We start from the raw sequence: 19,986 nt of genomic DNA on the forward strand, positions 1-19,986 counted from the left end.
TCAGGTGTTGCGGAAGATGCGCTGGGCCGCGCGCTCGGCATTGCGGATCGCGGTCTTCACGTCCTCCCGGCCGGTGCAGTGGCTCGCGAACATGTCGACCACGACGAAGTCGGCGAGCACCGCGGCGATGCGCTCGCTCACCGGCGCCTGGCCGCCGGCCGCGAGCGACCGCCGTCCCGCCTCGGCAAAGACCGCGTTCTTCGGATCGCTCGTCCAGATCGGGTTCTTGGGGTAGTTCGACAGCGGCTCACAGAGGTAGCCCTGCGCCCCCTCGATCCACGGACCGTAGTTCGAAGCCTCCATCATGAAGGCGATGAACGCCTTACAGGCGTTGGGTGCCTTCGAATACTTGAACGCCAGAATCGGGAAGGCGAGCTGGAACTCGGTGGGTTTGCCGGCGGGACCGATCGGCCAGACAGCGTGGTCCATGTCCTCGGCGAGCTTCGGGTTGTCCTTCTTGGCAGCGGCGTAGATCGAGATGCCGTTGTGGGTGAGGTACAGATCGCCCGCCAGGAACGCCTTGTTGTTCGAGGAATCGTTCCAGGACACGGTTCCGGGCACGAAGGTCTCGTACATCGACTTGACGTATTCGAGCGCCTTGGCGGTCTCGGGCGAGTTGATCACGATCTTCTCATTGGCGTCGACCAGGTTGCCGCCATGGGACCAGAGCGCCCAGTGGCACCAGGTGTTGGCGTCGCCGGTGGCGTGACCGAGGGCGAAGCCGGCCGGGGTGTTGTTCTTCTTGAGCGCCCGGCACAGTTCGAGGAAGCCGGCGGTATCCTCGGGGAACTTGCTGAACCCGGCCTTCTGCATGGCCGAGATGCGGTAGTTCGGGTAGCCGCCGTTGAAGCCCACGGGAATCGCGATCCACTTGCCCTTGACCTTGCCGTAGGCCTCCGCCGACGGGAACCAGGGGCCGTACTTCTTGGCCAGGGATTCAGCGACGTCCTCCAGCGGCAGGCACTTGTCCGGGAACAGGGCCGGGAACGAGAACAGGCCCCAGACCATGTCGGGACCCTGCCCGGTATTGGCCGCCACCGATGCCTTGGGCTGGATGTCGTCGAAGGATTCGTTGGTGACCGAGACTTTGACGCCGGTCGCCTTGGTGAAGGCGTCGACCATGCGCAGGAACGCCTCGTCCTCGCTGGGGATGAAGCGCTTCCAGCGCAGCACCGACAGGCTGGCCCCGGGCTCCGGCTTCCATTCGGCGGTCTGGGCCCAGGCCCGGGCGAAGCCGAGGAGATCGGCGCCGGCGGCGAGGCCGGTCGCGGCGGCGCCCGCCAGGAGGGATCGGCGGTCGAGTTTGGACATCGTGGCGTCACTCCCTGGGTGGATCGGTCCGCCGGGGACCGGGTTCGGCGGCGCGTCAGGTCGGCAGGCGCCGGCCCGTCTCGGCATCGAAGAAGTGCACACGGTTCGGCCGCAGGTGGACGGTCTCGCCCGGCCCCTCGCTGACGCGCTCGCGCAGCACGCAGGTGAAGTCCTGGCCCTCGGCCCGCACCGCCAGCATCGTCTCGGAGCCGGTGGGCTCGACCACCACGACCTCGGCGGCGATCCCGTCCGGCGCGAGGTCGAAATGCTCGGGCCGCATCCCGAGGACCAGCTTGCGGCCCTCGGCGCCGGCCGGCGCCTCGGTCAGGGGGATGATCAGCCCCGTATCGGCAGCGAAGACCAGGTGGCCGTTCCGGCGCACCGTGCCGTGCACGAAATTCATCGCGGGCGATCCGATGAAGCCCGCCACGAACAGGTTGTCGGGCCGGTCGTAGAGCTCCAGCGGCGGGCCGATCTGCTCGACCACGCCGTCATGCATCACCACGATCCGATCGGCCATGGTCATGGCCTCGATCTGGTCGTGGGTGACGTAGATGGTCGTGGTCTTCAGGCGCTGGTGCAGCTCCTTGATCTCGGTGCGCATCGCCACGCGTAGCTTGGCGTCGAGGTTCGAGAGCGGCTCGTCGAACAGGAAGACCTGCGGATCGCGCACGATGGCTCGCCCCATGGCGACGCGCTGGCGCTGCCCGCCGGAGAGCTGGCGCGGGTAGCGGTCGAGGAGATGCGTCAGCCCGAGGATCTGCGCGGCCTTGCTGACCCGCGTGTCGATCTCGGCCGATCCGGCTTTCCTGATCCGCATGGAGAACGCCATGTTCTCGCGGACCGTGAGATGCGGATAGAGCGCGTAGTTCTGGAACACCATCGCGATGTCCCGCTCCTTGGGCGGGACATCATTGACCACACGCTCGCCGATACGGATCTCGCCGCCGGAGATATTCTCCAGCCCGGCGATCATGCGCAGCAAGGTCGACTTTCCGCAGCCCGAAGGCCCGACCAGGATCACGAACTCGCCGTCCCGTATATCTACGGAGACGCCGTGGAGGACGTTCGTCGACCCGAAAGCCTTGCGAACCTCGCGGATTCCCACCGAGGCCATGCTTCCTCCCGATCAGGGTCGCTCTGACGGCGACTCCTCTGGAAGCAGTACACGGGAGCGCTTTTCGGAAAGCAAGCCGACGGCATCTGAATTTTAAATCATAGCTCGCTTCTGTCAGGGTCTTCCCTATGGATTTTTTGTGCAGGTGATGGGATTACGCGCGGAGTCGTCCTGAAGAGCGACTCATCCGGACCACCGCATTGGATCGGTGACGAGGCTGCCGGCATGAAACATTCTGCCGGCGCTCGAATCGAAGCTGGGTGCTAAGGCGGCTCATGCCGGCCCCGCTGGCGGCGCACTGTCCAGGACGGATCGCGCGCGGACCAGCGAGGCGAAAGACCAAAAAATTCCGAGGGATGAGGACAGCATGGCATTATCCGGTCTGAGCGCCCGCGAGATCCTGCCCGACGATGCCGGTCGCGGCGCCCTGGTCGGCCGGGTGTGGCGCCCGGATGTGAACGGTCCGAGCGTCGTGGCGATCCGGCCGGATCCAGACGGCGCGATGCGGGTCGTGGACATCACCGCCCGATTTCCCACCGTCAGCGACCTGTGCGAGGCGCCGGACCCCGCCGCGGCCTTGCGTTCCGCCGAGGGCGCGGATCTCGGCAGCCTCGACGCGATCGTCGCCAACACCCCGCCCGACAGCCGCGATGCCGGGCGTCCGTGGCTCCTCGCCCCGGTGGACCTCCAGGCGCTGAAGGCCGCCGGCGTCACCTTCGCGACCTCCATGCTGGAGCGGGTCATCGAGGAGCGGGCCCGGGGCGATCTCGCCGCCGCTTCGGCGATCCGCGCCGAGGTCGAGCGCCTGGTCGGCCGCGACCTGCGCCGGCTGAAGCCCGGCTCGCAGGAAGCCATGGCGCTCAAGGAGGTGCTGGTCGCCCAGGGCGCCTGGAGCCAGTATCTCGAGGTTGGAATCGGACCGGATGCCGAGATCTTCACCAAGGCGCAGCCGCTCTCCGCGGTCGGCTGCGGCGCCGATGCCGGGCTGCACCCGGATTCGCACTGGAACAACCCCGAGCCCGAGGTGGCCCTGGCGGTCTCGTCCAAACAGAGGATGGTGGGTGCGACGCTCGCCAACGACGTGAACCTGCGGGACTTCGAAGGACGGTCTGCGCTGCTGCTCGGTAAGGCGAAGGATAACAACGCCTCCTGCGCCCTCGGGCCGTTCCTTCGCCTGTTCGACGAAACCTTTGGCCTCGACGACATCCGGCGGACCACCGTAACCCTCGAAGTAACTGGGACCGATGGGTTCCGGATGGAGGGCACCTCGCCGCTGGCCGAGATCAGCCGCGATCCGGAGGAGCTGGTCGCAGCCCTGATGGGGCGCACGCACGATTATCCCGATGGCGCGATCCTGCTGCTCGGCACCATGTTCGCGCCGATCCAGGACCGGCACGGGCCGGGCCTCGGCTTCACCCATGCGGAGAACGACCGCGTGGTGGTGGCGAGCCCGGAACTCGGCCGCCTCGTCAACCGGATGCGCCCCTGCGACGCCTGCGAGCCCTGGACGTTCGGCGCCCGCGCGCTGATGCGCAACCTCGCGGCGCGCGGGATTCTGTGACAGAGGCTCGCGCTGAAGCTCCCCGGAACACGCCGATGACAGAAGCCGAATCCATCCTCGCGCGTCTCTCCGACATCGTCGGGCCGTCCGGCGTCATCACCGGCGAAGAATTGCTCGGCCGCTCGGCGAACTGGACCCGGCCGACCGAGCCCTGCGCAGCGCTCGCCCTGGTCCGGCCGCGCAACACAACCGAGACGAGCGCCGTGATGGCGGCCTGTCACGCAGCCGGTGTCGCGGTGGTCCCGCGCGGCGGCGCGACCGGTCTCGTCGACGGCACCCTCTGCGCCCCGGACGAGATCACCCTGTCCACCGAGCGCATGACCGGCATCGAGCCAGTCGATCCGCTGGGCATGACCGTGGTGGTCGGCACCGGCGCCACCATCGAGAGCGTGCAGAACGCGGCCACGGAGAGCGGCCTGTTCTTCCCCCTCGATCTCGGAGCCCGCGGATCGGCCACGATCGGCGGCGCAATCTCGACCAATGCCGGCGGCCTGCGCGTGCTGCGCTATGGCATGATGCGCGAGATGGTGCTGGGTCTGGAGGCGGTGCTCGCCGACGGCACGGTGGTCTCGTCGATGCGGCCGCTGATCAAGAACAACACCGGCCTGGACCTGAAACAGATCTTCGTCGGCACCGAAGGGACGCTCGGCATCGTCACCCGCGCCGTCCTGCGGCTTCGCCCGGAGCCGGCCGGATACGCCACCGCGCTGATCGCCTGCCCGGGGGTGGATGACGGCGCCCGGGTCCTGCGCGCCGCCCAGAGCGCGTTCCAGGGGCGCGTGTCATCCTTCGAGGGCCTCTGGCCGGATTTCTATCAGGTGATGACCGCCCCCGGTCGGGCGACGGCGCCGCTGAGCTACGACTATCCGTTCTACGCCATCATCGAGGTCGAGTGCGTGCCGGAGGAATCCGACCGGTTCCTCGGCCTCCTCGAAGGCCTGATGGGTGAGGGCACGATCCTCGACGCGGCGGTGGCCTCCTCGGAGGAGCAGCGCCGGGGGATGTGGCGCATCCGCGACCGGGTCGAGCACCTGAACGCCGACAGGATCGAGCGCGCCTTCGACGTCAGCGTGCCGCTCTCGAAGATGGACGGCTACGTCCGGGCGACGCTTGAGCGCCTGGCGGCAATCCCAGGCTGCCGCGCGGTGGTCTACGGGCATATCGGCGACAACAACCTGCACTGGAACACGACCCGCCTCGACCCCGCGGGCAACGCCGCCATCGACGCGGCGATCTACGCACCGCTGGCCGAGCTGAACGGCTCGGTCTCGGCCGAGCACGGCATCGGCCTGGAGAAGCGCGGCAAGCTGCCCCTGTCGCGCTCCCCGGAGGAAATCGGCGCTATGCGGTTGATCAAGCGCGCGCTCGACCCGGACAACCGGCTGAACCCGGGCAAGATTTTCTGAAGGCCGGTTCGATGGCGGCGATCCGGCTGGCCGTGCGTCTCACGCCGCGCGGCGGGCGCGATGCGGCGGATGGCTGGGCGCGAGACGAGAAAGGCCAGCCTTATCTCAAGGCGCGGGTTTCCGCGCCGCCGGTCGATGGCGCCGCCAATGCGGCGCTCGAAAAGATGATCGCCAAAGCGCTCAAGATCGGCCGCAGCTCGGTCCGGATCGCCGCCGGCGACCAAAGCCGACTGAAGATTTTGGAGATCGACGGTATTACCCAGGCCGATCTCGATCGTACGTTCGGTGCGCCGGAGTGAACAACGGGCCGAGATTGATCCATCCCGGCCCGAACGCTCCTCAGAATGCGACCTTGTCCCCGCCCTTGAGCGCCAGCATCTCTCGCGCCTCGTCCGGCGAGGCGACCGCGAGGCCCAGCCCCTCGATGATCGCGCGGACGCGGCGGACCTGCGCGGCGTTGGTCTCGGCGAGCTTGCCGGGGCCGTCCCAGAGGCTGTCCTCCAGGCCGACGCGGATGTTGCCGCCCATCGCGGCGGCCATGGCGGCGATGTTCATCTGGTTGCGGCCGGCCCCCAGCACCGACCATTGGTACTGATCGCCGAACAGCCGGTCGGCGGTGCGCTTCATGTGCATCACGTCGTCCGGATGCGCGCCGATGCCGCCCTGCAGGCCGAACACCGTCTGGATGAACAGCGGCGCCTTCACCAAGCCGCGATCGAAGAAGTATTTGAGATTGTAGAGGTGGGCGGTGTCGTAGCACTCGAACTCAAACTTGGTGCCGTTCGGCGCGCAGGTGGTGAGGATGTGCTCGATCTGGCCGAACGAGTTGCGGAAGATGATGTCCTTGTTGCCGAGATAGTCGCGCTCCCACGGGTGCTTCAGGTCCTTGAAGCGGTCGAGCATCCCGAACAGGCCGAAATTCATCGAGCCGAGATTAAGCGAGGCGACCTCCGGCTGGAAGGTCGCGGCCGGGCGCACCCGCTCCTCAATCGACATGGTCGGCGCGCCGCCGGTGGTGAGGTTCACCACGCAGCCCGAGCGCTGCTTGATCACCGGCAGGAACTTGGCAAAGGCCTCGGGCGTCTGGTCCGGCTGCCCCGTTTCGGGGTCGCGGGCGTGCAGGTGGACGATCGCCGCCCCGGCCTCGGCGGCGCCGATGGCGGCGTCGGCGATCTCTTCCGGCGTCACCGGCAGATGCGGCGACATGCTCGGCGTGTGGATCGCACCCGTGACGGCGCAGGTGATGATGACTTTCCGCTGGGGGGCCATGCTCAGTCCTTCTTTGAAAGCTTGTGGGCCCGCAGGGCTGCCAGCCGGTCATCCCGGCGGCGCATGCGGGCGGGGAGATCCGTGGGCGCCCGCCACTGCGCCAGGATCGCCTCGGTGGCCGGCGCCTCGTAGATTGCGGGCGGGGCCGGATCGGCGGCGAGGCTCTTGTAGAAGCCGGTGTAGCGGGCGCAGTAATCGGCGATGCCGCCGGGGGCGTTCAGCTCGATCGTCTCAAACGGCCCCATGAAGCTCCAGCGCAAGCCGAGCCCGTCCGCGACGGTTTTGTCGAGATCCTGCGGCGTCACGTAGCCCTCAGAGGCCAAGCGGAACGCCTCCGCCAGCAGTGCCCCCTGGAGGCGGTTGAGGATGAAGCCCTCAATTTCCTTGAGGACGGTGATCGGCACTTGCCCTATGGCTTCGTAAGTCGCTCGGGCTCGCTCCAGAACCGCGGTGTCCGTCCAAGGCGCCCCGGAAATCTCCACCAGCGGGATCAGGTGCGGCGGGTTCACCGGATGGCCGATCAGACAGCGCCCGCGGCCGGGCAGGTCTTCCGTGAACAGCGAGCAGCGGATCGCCGAGGAGGACGAGGCGATGATCGCGTCCGGCGGCGCCAGCGCGTCGAGTTGGGCGAACAAAGCCTGCTTCACGTCGAGCCGTTCCGGCCCGTTCTCTTGGACGAAGCCGACGCCGTCGAGGCAGGCGGCCAAGCCTTCCGGTGCGCGGATGCGGCCGGAGGCGGCTTCCGGATCGGGGCAGAGCCCGTGCTCCGCCAGTGTCCGAAGGCCCTCGGCGCAGAGCGGGATCGCGGCCTCTGCGACGCCGTCCGCGGCATCGAACAGGCGCACATCCCAGCCGGCGCGGGCGAAAATCATCGCCCAGGCCCGGCCGATCAGGCCGGAGCCGATGATCGCGACGCTGTCGGTCATAGCCACAGAACCTTCCGCCGCAGTTCCTGATCGTCGCGCAGCAAGCGCGACTCGCCGGTCCATTGGACGCTGCCGCGCTCCAGCGCGACGGTGCGGTCCGAGAGCGCCAGCGCGAGGTCGAGGTGGTGATCGACCAGGATGATCGCGATCTCCCGGCGCAGACGGTCGAACGCCTCGAACAGTTCCTCGGTCACCGCCGGCGACAGGCCCTCGAACGGCTCGTCGAGCAGCAGGAGGCGGGTGTCACCCGACAGCGCCCGGGCCACCGCCACCATCTGCTGCTCGCCGCCCGACAGGCGCGCGGCGTCGACGGTCCAGCGCTGCTTTAGCCGCGGGAAGAATTCCAGCACCTTGTCCTCGTCCCAGTGGATGCCCGCGCCGGTGAGCCGCCGCAGCCGGCCGAGGCCGAGATTCTCGGCGACGGTCATCCCGGAGAACAGCGCCCGACCCTGCGGTACGTAGCCGATGCCGAGCCGGGCGATCCGGTCGGGCGTCAGCCCGGCGATGTCGTGGCCGGCCAGCACGATGCGGCCGGCGGCCGGGGGTGCGGTGCCGATCAGCGTCTTCAACAGGGTCGACTTGCCGGCGCCGTTACGGCCGAGCAGGGCCACCACCTCGCCCTTGTGCACGGTGAGGTCGATACCGTTGAGGATGTGCGACTTGCCGTAGAAGGTATCGACACCCGCCATTGAGAGCAGCGTCTCGGCAGCAGCCGCGCTCGCCCGGGGCTTGGCGGCGATCGCCTCCGTGCCCGAGCCGAGATAGACCGCCTGGACGCGTTCGTCGTCCCGGGCATCGGTCACGGATCCGTCGACCAGCACGGCCCCGTCGGCCATGACGGTGACCCGATCGGCGAGCCGGAACACCCGGTCGATGTCATGCTCCACGAGCAGCACCGGGATGTCGGCCGACAGCGCCTTGATCAGGTCGCCGACGCGCTCGCGCTCAGCAGCGGCGAGGCCGGCCAGGGGCTCGTCCAGCAGCAGCACCCGGGGCCGCGTGGCCAGAGCCAGGCCCATGTCGAGGAGCCGCTGGCCGCCGTAGGAGAGACTACCGGCCTCCGCCTTCTCGATCCCGGCGAGCCCGGTCCAGCGCAGAAGCTCGGCCGTGTCGTCGGCGATTTCCCGGACACCGAGGGCGTCGCGCCAGGGGCTCATATGGGCCGGATGGCGCGCCTGGACCGCGAGCCGGATGTTTTCCTCCACGGACAGGCCGGGGAACAGGTTGGTGATCTGGAACGAGCGCCCGAGCCCGGCCCGGGTGATGGCGTGCGGCTCGAGCCCGGCGATCTCGTGCCCGTCGAGGAGGATCCGGCCGGCGTTCGGCCGGAACATGCCGGAGAGCAGGTTGAACGCCGTGGTCTTGCCGGCGCCGTTCGGCCCGATCAGCGCGTGCAGGGTCCGGTCGGCCACCGCGAAGGACACGCCACGCACCGCCGCCACCGGCCCGAAGCTTTTGCGGATATCCTCGGCGATCAGGACCGGCCCGTCGGTCCGCCCCTCGGCGATGAACCGAGCGGGCACCCGGCCGGAGGCGCCGGCCCGGCGGGCTGACATCGCGGCGCCCTCGCTCGGCACGCGGCGGAACGGCCGCATCAGCCGCGCCGCGATGCCCACGAGCCCGTCCGGCGAGAACACGATAAAGGCGACGAACAGCAGCCCGAAATACAGCAGCCAGTCGGCAGTGTAGATCGACAGGAATTCCCGGAACAGGATGTAGAACAGCGCGCCGAGCGCCGGCCCGAGGAACGAGCGCATCCCGCCGATCACCACCATGGCGAGCAACTCGCCCGAGAACGCGATGGAGATCGGGTCGGCCGAGGTGAAGCGGTGGCTGTAGGCGGAGAGCGCCCCGGCGAGCCCGGTGATCGAGGCCGAGATCACGAAGGCGGCGAGCTTGTAGCGGTTGGTCGCGTAGCCGAGGAAACCGGCGCGCTGCTCGTTCTCGCGGATCGCGACCAGCACGGTCCCCATCGGCGAGCGGCGGAACCGCCAGAGCCCGACGAGGACGAGGAAAGCGATGCCGGAAACGGCCGCATAATAGGCGCCGGGCTGCTGCAACGCCTCCCAGCGATGCAGGTTGCCGATGCCGTTCTCGCCGCCGGTGAGATCGGTCCAGCGGAACGCGATGGCGTAGAGCATCGCGGTGAACGCCAGGGTCAGCAGCGAGAAATAGACGCCCCGCCGCCGCAGGATCAGCGCGCCGCCGGCAAGCGCCGCGAGGCCGGTGATCGCCAGCGCGCCGAAGAGCGGCAGGGCCATGTCGCTCGGCTCCAGACGGGTCTGAAGGATCGCCACCGCGTAGGCACCGATCCCGAACCATGCCCCGTGGCCGAAGGAGACGAGGCCGGTCCAGCCGACCAGGATGTTGAGGCCGAGGACGGCCAGCGCGAAGATCACCACGTCGGTGGCGGTGATGAGCGTCAGGCCGATCGCGTCGAGGGCGAAGGGCAGGACGATCAGGGCGGCGAGCGCCGCCCAGAGCTGGCGGCTCTCGCGCAGGATCAGCCCGCGCTGAGGCATGGCGAGCGGCAGCGGTTCGGCGGTTCCGGACATGGGGCTGCTCCCACTCACTCGAATCGGGCGATCTGCTCGCCGAACAGGCCGCGCGGGCGCAGCAGCAGGACGAGCACCATCAGGCCGTAGACCGCGGCCTCCGTGGCCGGCGGGTAGGCGTAGGCTGTCAGCCCCCGGACGACGCCGACGATCAGCGCCGCGAAGACGACGCCCCAGAACGAGCCGAGTCCGCCGATCACCACCACCACGAAGGCGAAGGTCAGGATTTCCGCGCCCATGGCGGGATGCACACCGGTGACCGGCGCCATCATGGTGCCGGCGAGCGCGGCGAGACCCACGGCGATCGTCACGACGGCGGTCATGTAGGGCCGCAGCGAGATGCCCAGCGCCGCGACCATATCGGGGTTCTGGACGCCGGCCCGGACAACGCGGCCGAAGCTGGTGCGGGTTAGGAGCAGCCACAGGCCGCCGACGCAGGCCAAGGCCACCACCAGGATGGATAGCCGGTAGCGCGAGTAGATCAGGTCGCCGATGAACACCTGGCCGCGCAGCCAACTCGGGATCCCGTAGGGCAGCGGCGCCGCCCCGAACGCCATGCGCAGCGCCTGCTCGGCGACCATGGCGAGGCCAAAGGTCAGGAGCAGGCCGAGCGTTGGGTCACCCCGGTAGAACCGCCGGAGCAGAAACCGCTCGATCACGAGGCCGAGGACCGCCACCAGCAACGGCGAGGCGACGAGCGCGCCGCCGAAGCCGATCGTGGGGGTCAGCATCACCGTCAGGTAGGCGCCGATGGCGTAGAACGCGCCGTGGGCGAGATTTACGATCCCGCCGAGGCTGAAGATCAGCGACAGGCCCAGCGCGATCAGCAGGTACTGGACGCCGATCAGCAGGCCGTTGAGCACCTGCTCCAGGATGAAGACGAGCTGCATGACCGCCTCACGCCGGGAAGGTGCAGGCGTTCTCGTCGCGGGTGGTCGCAAGAACCTCCAGGTTCTCGCCGGCGCCGGGCAGCGGCCCGGTCGCGGTAAAGATGTCGTAGGGGTTCTTGACCTGATCGGCCGGCAGGGCGGTAATCGCGTACATCTCCTGCATCAGTTCGTGATCCCAGGGGCGGAAATAGCCCTCGCGGGTCTTGGCGATGTCGAAGGTCGCGCCCTTCTCCAGATGCTCGACGACCTGGGTCGAATCGGTCGATTTCAGCTCGTTCATGGACTGGGCGATGATCTTCATCGCCGTATAGTCGCCCCAGCCCTGGTTCTCCGGGGGCTTCTTGTACTTGGCCCGGAACGCCGCCACGAATTTCTTGGCCGAGGGCGACTCGATCTGATGGTGCCAGATCACCGGCCATGTACCGAGGAAGTTGCCTGGGCCGGCGCCCCAGGCGAGCGCCGTGTCGAAGCCGAAGCCGGCCACCGGAAACGGGAGGCCGAACTCGCTGTACTGCTTCAGGAAGTTGGTGATCTGGGCGCCCGCGAGGTTGCAGATCACCAGGTCCGGCCGGCCCTGGCGCAGCTTGAGCAGGAAGGGCGAGAAGTCGGTGAGCTCGGTGGGGATCAGATCCTCGCCCGCGATGGTCGCCTCGTTGGCGGCGAAGAACTTCTTGGCTTGCTTCAGCAGGTCGTGCCCGAAGGCGTAGTCGGCGGTCAGCGCGTAGACCTTCTTGCCCTTGATCAGACCTTTCTCGACCAGGGCGCGGCCGGCGGCCCGAACCATCATCGTGTTCTGCGCTTCGACGTGGAACAGGTAGCGCTTGCAATCGGCGCCGCGCAGCGCGTCCGAGTTCGCACCGGTGTTGATGAACAGCACCTTCTGGCGCTGGGCCACCTGGCTGATCGCGAGCGCCGAAGCCGAGTTGATCTCGCCGACCAGGCAGGCGACCCGGTCGCGCTGGACCATGCGCTCGGCCTTGGCCGAGGCGGTTTGCGGATTGACGCTGTCCTCCGACAGAAGCTCGACCTTGCGGCCGGCGATGCCGCCGCCGGCATTGATCTCCTCGACGGCGAGCTGGGCGGCCTGAACCGCGAACTCGCCCAATGGCCCGAGGAAACCGGTGCGCGGGGTCAGGTGGCCGATCCGGATCACGTCGGACTGCCCCTGGGACAGGGCCGGGCTGGCCAGTGCCGGTGCGATGAGGGCCGCACCGCCGGCCCGCAGCAGGCTGCGGCGTGAGAGAGAATCCCCGAACCGATCCGTCATCGTTCCGCTCCCGTGCGTTTCCTCCAGCCGGGCATTTTTGACGGGCTCTGGCGGCCCTTACCCAAACTGTGATCACAGATCACTAGCGCGATAGTGCCACATGCGTCTAGTGTCGGCACATGAGTTCTAGATTGGCTCTGGCCGAATTGCCCCAGTTGGAGCGGCGCACCCTCGCCGACACCGCCTACGAGGCCCTGGCGGATCTGCTCGCCTCCGGACGGCTGGCGCCTGGCGACCGGCTGTCCCTGCGCCAGAGCGCGGCGGCGCTCGGCGTCTCGGTGATGCCGGTGCGCGAGGCCGTGAGCCGCCTCGTGGCCGACGGCGTTCTGGAAGTCGCGCCGACCCGGGCGATCCGGGTGCCGATTATGACCGCGCGGGACTTCCGGGCGCTGGCCGAGACCCGCATGGCGATCGAGGGCTTGGCCGCCGCCCGGACCGCCGAGCATCGGAGCGAGGCGGAGCTCGCCGCGATCCGTCGGGCCGAGGCGGCGTTCCGGGCGGAGGCCGGCTCGGCGGAGCCCGATTGCGCCCGGGCGGTCCGGCTCAACCGCGACCTGCATTTCGCGATCTATGCCGCTTGCGGGCTGGCGCCGCTCCAAGAGGTCATCGCCCGGCTTTGGCTGAAGGCGGGGCCGGTGATCAACCTCGACCTACGCGCACATCCCGAGCGGCTGCTCCAGGGCTTCGCGCTGCAGCGGCACGCCGAGGCGCTGGTCGCGATCGAGGCCCGGGATGGGCCAGCCGCCGCCGCAGCTCTAGCCGCCGATATCCGCGAGGCGGCGGATTTCATCCTGTCTCGCGGGGGCCTGCGGGACGCGTAGCTTTTGGTGCGCCTCGTTCCGGGAGGCCCGCTGCCGCCTTCCGGGACGATGCCTTGAGAGAGGAAGAAAAAGGATGGATCTCGGAATCGCCGGCTTACGCGTGCTCGTAACGGCAGGCGCCGCCGGCATCGGACGCGGCATCGTCGACGCGTTTCTGGAGGAAGGCGCCCGGGTCTTCGCCTGTGACATCGACGAGGCGGCGCTCGCGGTTCTGCCCGGCGAGGTCGGGCGCAGCCGCACCGACGTCGCCGACCGGGCGCAGGTCGCCGCCATGATGGATCAGGCGGTCGATCACCTCGGCGGCCTCGACGTGCTCGTCAACAATGCCGGCATCGCCGGTCCGACCGGGCGGGTCGAGGAGATCGCCCCGGAGGAATGGGACCGCTGCCTGACGGTCTGCCTCACCAGCCAATTCAACTGCGCCCGGCTGGCGGTGCCGCACCTGCGCGCGAGCAGCAACGGCTCGATCGTCAACCTGTCCTCGGCGGCCGGCAAGTTCGGCTTCGGCCTCCGCAGCCCCTACGCGGCGGCGAAATGGGGCGTGATCGGCTTCACCAAGTCCCTGGCGATCGAGCTGGGCGAGGCCGGCGTAAGGGTGAACGCGATCCTGCCCGGTCTGGTCGCCGGCGACCGGCAGCGCCGGGTCCTGGAGGCCAAGGCGCAGCAGCAGGGTACGAGCTTTGCCGAGATGGAGGCCCGCGCCTTCTCGTTCGTGTCGGTGAAGGACTACGTCACCGCCCGCCAACTCGCCGACCAGATCCTGCTGCTGTGCTCGCCCCGGGGCCGGACCATCTCCGGCCAGGCGATCTCCATCGACGGCGACACAAGGATGCTCTCATGAAACCCGGCACCACGGGTTCCGCCGCCGCGCGGATCGCGGCAGACTGACACCCAAGCGGCACCACGACCGCGCCAATGGGAGGATCGGAGCATGCGTCTCGCGGGCAAGACAGCGTTGGTCACCGCCGCCGGCCAGGGCATCGGCCGGGCGAGCGTCCTGGCGATGGCGCGCGAGGGTGCGCGGGTGCTCGCCACCGATGTCCGGGCGGAGGCGCTTCGGACCTTCGAGGGCGTGGAGAACGTCACCACCGCGCCCCTCGACGTGCTGGACCGGGCTCAGATCGAGGCCGTGGCCGGGACGCTCGAGCGGATCGACGTGCTGTTCAACTGCGCCGGCTACGTCCATGCCGGGACGGTGCTCGAGGCCAGCGATGCCGATTTCGACTTCGCCGTGAACCTCAACGTCCGGTCGCAATTCTGGACGATCCGCGCAGTCCTGCCCCGGATGCTGGAGGCCGGCGCCGGCAGCATCGTCAACATGGCGAGCGTCGCCGGGTCGCTCCGCGGCCTGCCGAACCGCTTCGTCTACGGGCTGACCAAGGCGGCGGTGATCGGCCTGACCAAGTCGGTGGCGGCGGATTACGTCGGCCGCGGAATCCGCTGCAACTGCGTCTGCCCCGGCACAGTCGACACGCCCTCACTCGCCGACCGGATCAACGCGTTCGACGACCCCGTGGAGGCCCGCAAGGCCTTCATCGCCCGCCAGCCCATGGGCCGATTGGCCAAGGCCGAGGAGATCGCTCCGCTGGTGGTGTTCCTGGCGAGCGACGAGGCCGCCTTCGTGACCGGCCAGAGCTATTCCATCGACGGTGGCATGACGATCTGAGGATTTCGACCATGAGCGACAAGCGCCGCGTGACCCCCGCCGACCTTCGCTCGAAGGCGTGGTTCGACAATCCGCACAATCCCGGCATGACCGCGCTGTATCTGGAGCGCTACCTCAATTTCGGGCTCACGCCGGCCGAGCTGCGCTCCGGCAAGCCGCTGATCGGCATCGCCCAGACCGGCTCGGACCTGTCTCCCTGCAACCGGCACCATCTGGAGCTGGCCAAGCGTGTGCGCGACGGCATCACGGCGGCGGGCGGCGTCGCCTTCGAGTTCCCATGCCACCCGATCCAGGAGACCGGCAAGCGGCCGACCGCGAGCCTCGACCGCAACCTCGCCTACCTGTCGCTGGTCGAGGTCCTGTACGGCTATCCCCTCGACGGGGTCGTGCTGCTCACCGGCTGCGACAAGACCATGCCGGCCTGCCTGATGGCGGCGGCCACGGTGAATATCCCGGCGATCTCGCTCAATGTCGGTCCGATGCTTAACGGCTACTTCCAGAAGGAATTGACCGGCTCGGGCACGATCGTCTGGAAGACCCGGGAGCGCCATGCGGCCGGCGATATCGACTTCCAGCAATTCATGGACATTGTCGGCTCCTCGGCGCCGTCCACGGGCCATTGCAACACGATGGGCACGGCCTCGACCATGAACGCGCTCGCCGAAGCCCTCGGCCTCGCTTTGCCCGGCTCGTCGGCGATCCCGGCGCCCTATCGCGAGCGCGGTCAGGCGGCCTACGCCACCGGCCTGCGCATCGTCGACATGGTCTGGGAAGACCTGAAGCCCTCTGACATCCTGACCCGGGAGGCGTTCGAGAACGCCATCGTGGCCAATGCCGCCATCGGCGGCTCGACCAACGCGCCGATCCACATCAACGCCATCGCCAAGCATATCGGCGTGCCGCTGACCTGCGACGACTGGGAGCGGGTCGGTTTCGAGATCCCGTTGCTGGTCGACATGCAGCCCGCCGGCCGCTGGCTGGGCGAGGAGTATTTCCGCGCGGGCGGCCTGCCGGCCGTCTTCGCCGAGCTGATCGAGGCCGGGAAGGTCCACACCGAGGCGCCGACCTGCAATGGGCTCACCGTCGGCGAGAACTATCGCGGCCGGCACAGCTGGAACCGCGAGGTGATCCGGGCCTACGAGACGCCGCTGATGGAGCGGGCCGGCTTCCTCAACCTCAAGGGCAGCCTGTTCGACTCGGCGATCATGAAGACCTGCGTGATCTCAGAAGAGTTCGCCGCCCGCTACCTGCGCAACCCCGAGGACCCGATGGCCTTCGAGGGCCGCGTGGTCGTGTTCGACGGGCCGGAGGATTACCACGACCGCATCGACGATCCGGCGCTCGGGATCGACGAGACCACCGTGCTGATCATGCGCGGCGCCGGCCCGGTGGGCTATCCCGGCGCGGCCGAGGTGGTGAACATGCAGCCGCCGGGCGCGCTGATCCGCCGTGGCGTGACCTCCCTCCCCTGCATCGGCGACGGCCGCCAATCCGGCACCTCCGGGACCCCCGCGATCCTCAACGCCTCACCGGAGGCGGCGGTGGGCGGCGGCTTGGCCCTGCTCCAATCCGGGGACCGGGTCCGCATCGACCTCAACACCCGCCGGGCCGACATCCTGCTCCCGCCCGAGGAGCTGGAGCGCCGCCGTTCCGACTTGGCGAGCCGGGGCGACTTCCCCTACCCGGCCACCCAGACGCCCTGGCAGGAGATCTACCGGGATCAGGTGGCGCAGCTCAACGAGGGCATGGTGCTGAAGGGCGCGGTGAAGTTCCAGAAGGTGGCGCAGGCCTCGGGCGTCCCGCGGGATAATCATTGACGGGGCTTGCCGCTGAAGGACGTTCGGCGACAACAGGTGCAACTACGCTGCTGCGCAACTCTGGCATTTCCGAGCTCGTTACGGGCTTAGTTTTTGTCTCTGCGGCAGGAGCAATCACTGTGTCATTCCGGGGCGCCGCAGGCGAGCCCGCAATCCAGAAACGCCGACGGCGCAGACCTATGGTTCCTCGGCGGATCTGGATTCCGGGCTCTGCTATGCGGCCCCGGGATGACAGGGTGTATTGCTTGGGCGTCGAGATAGACCGCAGGCGCCGACATCGTCAGGGTGTGCCCAAAGGTCCCTCCCACAACCACCCGTTTCCTCCCTCGTGAATTTTGAATACGATCCTTTCGATGGGCGGGGACGCGCCCTCGGGAGGGATCGGCCGTGACGCAAGCCAAGGCTCGAAGTGCGGTCTCGCCACGGGCGGCGGCGCGTCTGGATGGCGGCTTGCCGCGCAAGCTGGCGGAACAGCTTCAAGGTGAGGCGCGGTTCGACGCGTTCACCCGCGGCCGCTACAGCACCGACGCCTCGATCTACCAGATCACGCCGGCCGGTGTGGTCCTGCCGCGCTCGGCCGCCGACATCGCCGCCACCCTGCGGATCGCCGCCGACCACGGCGCGCCGGTAATCCTGCGCGGCGGCGGCACGTCGCAGAACGGCCAGCCGATCGGCTCCGGCCTCGTCGTCGATTGCTCGCGGCACTTCAACGGCATCCGCGCCTACGATCCGGAAGGCGGCACGATCACGGTCGAGCCCGGGATGGTGCTGGAGCGGCTGAACACGCGGGTGAAGGCCGACGGCTGGTTCTTCCCCGTCGAGCCCTCGACGGCGACCCGCTGCACCATCGGCGGCATGGCCGGCAACAATTCCTGCGGCGCCCGCTCCCTGCGCTACGGCAAGATGAGCGACAACGTCCTGGCCATGGAAGCCCTGCTTCCCGATGGCGAGGCGTTCGGCTTCGGCCTCACGGGCAACGCGGCCTCCGGCGTCACAGGCTCGGCCCGGGCCGAATTCCTGGCCGAGCGGATGCGTGCCCTCGCCCTCCTCCATCGCGACGAGATCGAGGCCCGCTACCCGAAGGTGCAGCGGCGCGTGGGCGGCTACAACCTCGACGCTCTGGTCGAGCCGCGTCCGAACCTCGCGCATCTGCTCGTCGGCTCGGAGGGGACGCTGGCCGCCACCACCTCGGTCACCCTAAAGCTGTCGCGTCTGCCGGCGCATCGGGTCATGGGCGTCTGCCACTTCCCGTCGTTTCGGTCCGCCATGGAGACGACGCAGCACATCGTCGCCCTCGACCCCGTGGCGGTGGAGCTGGTCGACAACAACGTGCTGGTTCTGGGCGCCGACATCCCATTGTTCCGGGCGACGCTCGCCGACATCACCCGCGGCAAGCCGAACTGCCTGCTGCTGGCGGAATTCGCCGGCGACGACCTCGCCGCCCTCAAGCGCGACCTGAAGCGCCTCGACGCATGCATGGCCGATCACGGCTTCCCGGACGCCGTCGTCGAGATCCTGGAGCCGGCGCGGCAGCGCTCCGTTTGGGAGGTGCGCGAGGCCTGCCTCAACATCATGATGTCGATGAAAGGCGACGCGAAGCCGGTCTCCTTCATCGAGGATTGCGCGGTGCCGCTTGAGCACCTCGCCGACTACACCGATGCGGTGACCGAGGTGTTCACCAAGCACGGCACCCGCGGCACCTGGTACGCCCACGCCTCCGTGGGCTGCCTCCATGTCCGCCCGATCCTCGACATGAAGGACGGAGGCGACGTGAAGCGGATGCGCGCCATCGCGGAGGAGACCTCCGAACTGGTCCGCCGCTACAAGGGCTCCTATTCCGGCGAGCACGGCGACGGCATCTCGCGCTCGGAATACATCGCGCCGCTGTTCGGCCCGGTCCTGACTCGCGCCTTCGAGACCGTGAAGGACGCCTTCGACCCGGAGAACCGGCTCAATCCCGGCAAGATCGTCCGGCCGCTGACCATGGACGACCGGAGCCTGTTCCGGTTCAAGCTGGATTACGCGGTGACGGAACCGCTCAAGCCCGCCCTCGACTGGTCGGATTGGGGCGGCTTCGGCTCGGCCGTGGAGATGTGCAACAACAACGGCACCTGCCGGAAGCTCGCCGGCGGCGCGATGTGCCCGTCCTACCGGGCGACGCGCGAGGAGGAACACCTCACCCGCGGCCGCGCGAATTCCCTGCGCCTCGCGATCTCCGGCCAGCTCGGGCCGGACGCCTTCACCAGCAAGGCGATGAAGCGCACCCTCGACCTGTGCGTCTCGTGCAAGGCCTGCCGGCGGGAATGCCCCACAGGCGTCGACATGGCCAAGATGAAAGTCGAGTTCCTGCACCACTACCACGCCCGCCACGGCCTGCCCCTGCGCGACCAGCTCATCGGCCTGATGCCGCACTACGCCGGCATCGCCGCCAAGCTCGCGCCCCTCCTTAACCTGCGCGACCGGCACCCGGCGCTGGCCGCCCTGTCGGAGCGGATGGTCGGGCTCTCGGCCAAGCGCTCGTTGCCGCGCTGGCGACGCCCCTGGAGCGAGCAGGGTGAGGCAGCCCATCCCGGCGACGTCACCGGAGATTTCCGCGACATCATCCTGTTCGGCGACACCTTCAACCGCGCTTTCGAGCGGGAGAATCTGGAAGCTGCCGAGCGGGTGTTGCTGGCCGCAGGCTATCGCATCCACCGGGTCTACCCGACCCGCGGGCGGCGGCCGCTCTGCTGCGGCCGGACCTGGCTGGCTTCGGGACAGACCGACCGAGCTCGCGCCGAGGCGCGCCGGACCCTCGACACGCTGCTGCCGTTCGTCCGGGCCGGCGCCCGGGTGGTCGGCCTGGAGCCGTCCTGCCTGCTCACCTTCCGGGATGAGTTCTCAGCTTTGCTGCCGGGCGACGATACGGCGCTGCTGGCCAAGCAATCGCTGCTGTTCGAGGAATTGCTCGCGGCCGACCTCGCTTCGGGCCGGATCGCGCTGCCGCTGGCGAACCAGGGCGGCCGGGTGGCGCACCTGCACGGGCATTGTCACCAGAAATCGTTCGGCGTGATGGGTTCGGTGGAGACGGTGCTGCGGACGGTGCCGGGCCTCGACGTGCGGGTCATCGAGTCGAGCTGCTGCGGTATGGCCGGCGCCTTCGGCTACGGCGCCGAGACGATCGAAACCTCCTTCGCCATGGCGGAGCTGTCCCTGTTCCCGGCCCTGCGGGCGGCGGCCCCCGGCGATCTGGTCGTCGCTGACGGCACGAGCTGCCGTCACCAGATCCAGGACGGCCTCGGCCTGAAGGCGCAGCATGTCGCCCGGGTTCTCAATGACGCGCTCGTGCACGCCCCCCTGCCTCGACACTGAATTGCCGGACACCTACACAGGCAGGATAG

At 68.8% G+C, this 19,986-nt stretch carries 15 protein-coding genes; 8 read left to right on the top strand and 7 right to left on the bottom strand.

Annotation, left to right across the window (positions count from 1 at the left end):
- Both BM228_RS09410 and BM228_RS09415 read right to left on the bottom strand, forming a co-directional pair.
- Positions 1-1,311, bottom strand: a complete 1,311-nt coding sequence (locus BM228_RS09410) for an ABC transporter substrate-binding protein (protein ID WP_092039293.1) — start codon at positions 1,309-1,311, stop codon at positions 1-3.
- Positions 1,312-1,366: 55 nt separating this feature from the next.
- The gene (locus BM228_RS09415) at positions 1,367-2,428 is read right to left on the bottom strand and encodes an ABC transporter ATP-binding protein (protein ID WP_092039295.1); all 1,062 of its coding nucleotides are present in this window, start codon (positions 2,426-2,428) and stop codon (positions 1,367-1,369) included.
- A gap of 367 nt (positions 2,429-2,795) precedes the next feature.
- Between BM228_RS09415 and BM228_RS09420 the strand changes: the two genes are divergently transcribed.
- The 3 genes from BM228_RS09420 to BM228_RS09430 are packed head-to-tail and all read left to right on the top strand — an operon-like array spanning position 2,796 to position 5,694.
- Positions 2,796-3,989, top strand: coding sequence for a fumarylacetoacetate hydrolase family protein (locus BM228_RS09420; protein WP_092039297.1), 1,194 nt, complete (start codon positions 2,796-2,798; stop codon positions 3,987-3,989).
- Between the two features lie 35 nt (positions 3,990-4,024).
- Positions 4,025-5,395 carry an FAD-binding oxidoreductase gene (locus tag BM228_RS09425; RefSeq protein ID WP_092039298.1) on the top strand — a complete coding sequence of 457 codons (1,371 nt, stop codon included), beginning with the start codon at positions 4,025-4,027 and terminating at the stop codon, positions 5,393-5,395.
- 11 nt (positions 5,396-5,406) lie between these two features.
- Positions 5,407-5,694, top strand: coding sequence for a DUF167 family protein (locus BM228_RS09430; protein ID WP_092039299.1), 288 nt, complete (start codon positions 5,407-5,409; stop codon positions 5,692-5,694).
- 40 nt (positions 5,695-5,734) lie between these two features.
- On the opposite strand, the gene kce is transcribed toward BM228_RS09430, so the two are convergent.
- The 5 genes from kce to BM228_RS09455 are packed head-to-tail and all read right to left on the bottom strand — an operon-like array spanning position 5,735 to position 12,302.
- Positions 5,735-6,664, bottom strand: a complete 930-nt coding sequence (gene kce / locus BM228_RS09435) for a 3,5-dioxohexanoate:acetyl-CoA acetone transferase (RefSeq protein WP_092039301.1) — start codon at positions 6,662-6,664, stop codon at positions 5,735-5,737.
- Positions 6,665-6,666: 2 nt separating this feature from the next.
- Positions 6,667-7,590 carry a 3-hydroxyacyl-CoA dehydrogenase gene (locus BM228_RS09440; RefSeq protein ID WP_092039302.1) on the bottom strand — a complete coding sequence of 308 codons (924 nt, stop codon included), beginning with the start codon at positions 7,588-7,590 and terminating at the stop codon, positions 6,667-6,669.
- Positions 7,587-10,145 (bottom strand): branched-chain amino acid ABC transporter ATP-binding protein/permease, encoded by a 2,559-nt coding sequence (locus BM228_RS09445; protein WP_092039304.1) that lies wholly within the window; start codon positions 10,143-10,145, stop codon positions 7,587-7,589. Before BM228_RS09445 ends, BM228_RS09440 begins: the two co-directional genes overlap by 4 nt.
- Positions 10,146-10,159: 14 nt before the next feature.
- Complete coding sequence (locus tag BM228_RS09450) at positions 10,160-11,035, bottom strand: branched-chain amino acid ABC transporter permease (protein ID WP_091862001.1); 876 nt, start codon at positions 11,033-11,035, stop codon at positions 10,160-10,162.
- A gap of 7 nt (positions 11,036-11,042) precedes the next feature.
- Positions 11,043-12,302, bottom strand: coding sequence for an ABC transporter substrate-binding protein (locus BM228_RS09455; protein ID WP_092039305.1), 1,260 nt, complete (start codon positions 12,300-12,302; stop codon positions 11,043-11,045).
- 119 nt (positions 12,303-12,421) lie between these two features.
- Between BM228_RS09455 and BM228_RS09460 the strand changes: the two genes are divergently transcribed.
- From BM228_RS09460 to BM228_RS09480, 5 genes are all read left to right on the top strand, one after another.
- Positions 12,422-13,123 carry a GntR family transcriptional regulator gene (locus BM228_RS09460; protein ID WP_092039307.1) on the top strand — a complete coding sequence of 234 codons (702 nt, stop codon included), beginning with the start codon at positions 12,422-12,424 and terminating at the stop codon, positions 13,121-13,123.
- Positions 13,124-13,196: 73 nt separating this feature from the next.
- Positions 13,197-13,964 (top strand): SDR family oxidoreductase, encoded by a 768-nt coding sequence (locus tag BM228_RS09465; protein WP_092039309.1) that lies wholly within the window; start codon positions 13,197-13,199, stop codon positions 13,962-13,964.
- 90 nt (positions 13,965-14,054) lie between these two features.
- Complete coding sequence (locus tag BM228_RS09470) at positions 14,055-14,789, top strand: SDR family oxidoreductase (RefSeq protein WP_092039310.1); 735 nt, start codon at positions 14,055-14,057, stop codon at positions 14,787-14,789.
- An 11-nt stretch (positions 14,790-14,800) separates the two neighbouring features.
- Positions 14,801-16,606 (top strand): IlvD/Edd family dehydratase, encoded by a 1,806-nt coding sequence (locus BM228_RS09475; RefSeq protein WP_092039312.1) that lies wholly within the window; start codon positions 14,801-14,803, stop codon positions 16,604-16,606.
- Between the two features lie 387 nt (positions 16,607-16,993).
- Positions 16,994-19,957, top strand: a complete 2,964-nt coding sequence (locus tag BM228_RS09480) for an FAD-binding and (Fe-S)-binding domain-containing protein (RefSeq protein ID WP_092039313.1) — start codon at positions 16,994-16,996, stop codon at positions 19,955-19,957.
- Positions 19,958-19,986: the final 29 nt, after the last annotated feature.

It is taken from the genome of Methylobacterium pseudosasicola (assembly GCF_900114535.1).
Taxonomy (GTDB): Bacteria; Pseudomonadota; Alphaproteobacteria; order Rhizobiales; family Beijerinckiaceae; genus Methylobacterium; species Methylobacterium pseudosasicola.